Raw genomic sequence first — 1,410 nt, forward strand, 5'->3', positions numbered from 1 at the left:
TGTTTCTCCAGAATCCAAGAAACAAAACCTCAATAAAGACAAAGTGGACATCAATGGTAAGCCCATGCTAGTGGGAAGTCAAAATCACTATACTCTCTCATGGGACTTGGACCAATACCGAGGTATTAAAGCAGACAATTCTCAGATTGCACAAGGTTTTTACTTTGTGGATGATTATCCAGAAGAAGCTTTATTGCCGGATGAAGCAGCGATTCAGTTTGTCACATCTGATGGCAAAACAGTTTCAGGAATCACGGTGAAGGCTTATTCTCAATTAACTGAAGCTCCTAAAACGCTACAAGCAGCCCTTTCGAAACAAAAAATTCAGCCTAAAGGAGCTTTTCAAGTTTTCATGCCTGAGGACCCACAAGTCTTTTTTGAATCTTATGTGACCAAGGGGGAGAATATTACCATTGTCACTCCAATGACGGTTTTGGAAACCATGCTTAATTCAGGGAAGTCTTATGAAAACGTGGCCTATCAGGTGGACTTTGGGCAAGCCTATGAAACCAACACGGTGACCAATTTTGTCCCTAAAGTAACTCCACACAAGTCTAATACCAATCAAGAAGGCATGTCAATTGATGGAAAGACTGTCCTTCCGAATACAGTCAATTATTACAAAATTGTCTTGGATTACAGTCAATACAAGGACATGGTTGTGACGGATGACGTTCTTGCCAAGGGATTTTACATGGTAGACGATTACCCAGAAGAAGTCCTTACCCTAAATTCTGATGGCATTCAAGTTTTGGATAAGGCTGGCAATCGTGTATCTGGTATCTCTGTCAGCACCTACGCAAGTTTGTCAGAAGCTCCGAAAGTCGTCCAAGATGCCATAGCTAAACGTCAGTTTACACCTAAAGGAGCCATTCAAGTTCTTAGTAGCGATGATCCCAAAACATTTTATGAGACCTATGTGAAGACTGGTCAAACCTTGGTTGTCACGCTTCCGATGACGGTAAAAAATGAGTTGACCAAAACAGGTGGTCAGTATGAAAATACAGCCTATCAGATTGATTTTGGCTTGGCCTATGTCACGGAAACAGTGGTTAATAATGTTCCCAAACTAGACCCACAAAAAGATGTGGTGATTGACTTGTCTCATAAAGATGACAGCCTTGATGGGAAAGAAGTGGCCTTGCATCAAATCTTTAACTATCGCTTAGTTGGAGCGATGATTCCAAGTAATCGTGCGACAGATTTATTTGAATATGGTTTTGAAGATAACTATGATGAAAAGCATGATGAGTATAATGGTGTTTATCGCAGCTATCTGATGACGGATGTCATCCTCAAAGACGGTTCTGTCTTAAAAGAAGGAACGGAGGTCACGAAATATACCTTGCAACAGGTGGATACAGAAAATGGCCTAGTGTCAATTTCATTTGATAAATCCTTCTTAGAGAC

The 1,410-nt window shown here is 40.8% G+C and carries 1 protein-coding gene; it reads left to right on the forward strand.

Features of this window, described 5'->3' with window-relative positions; all coding sequences use genetic code 11:
• On the forward strand, positions 1–1,410 hold a 1,410-nt coding region (locus ACHBHN_RS11295), incomplete at both ends, for an SspB-related isopeptide-forming adhesin (RefSeq protein ID WP_394734160.1).

The organism is Streptococcus sp. A22 (genome assembly GCF_043674215.1).
GTDB classification, from domain to species: domain Bacteria; phylum Bacillota; class Bacilli; order Lactobacillales; family Streptococcaceae; genus Streptococcus; species Streptococcus suis_V.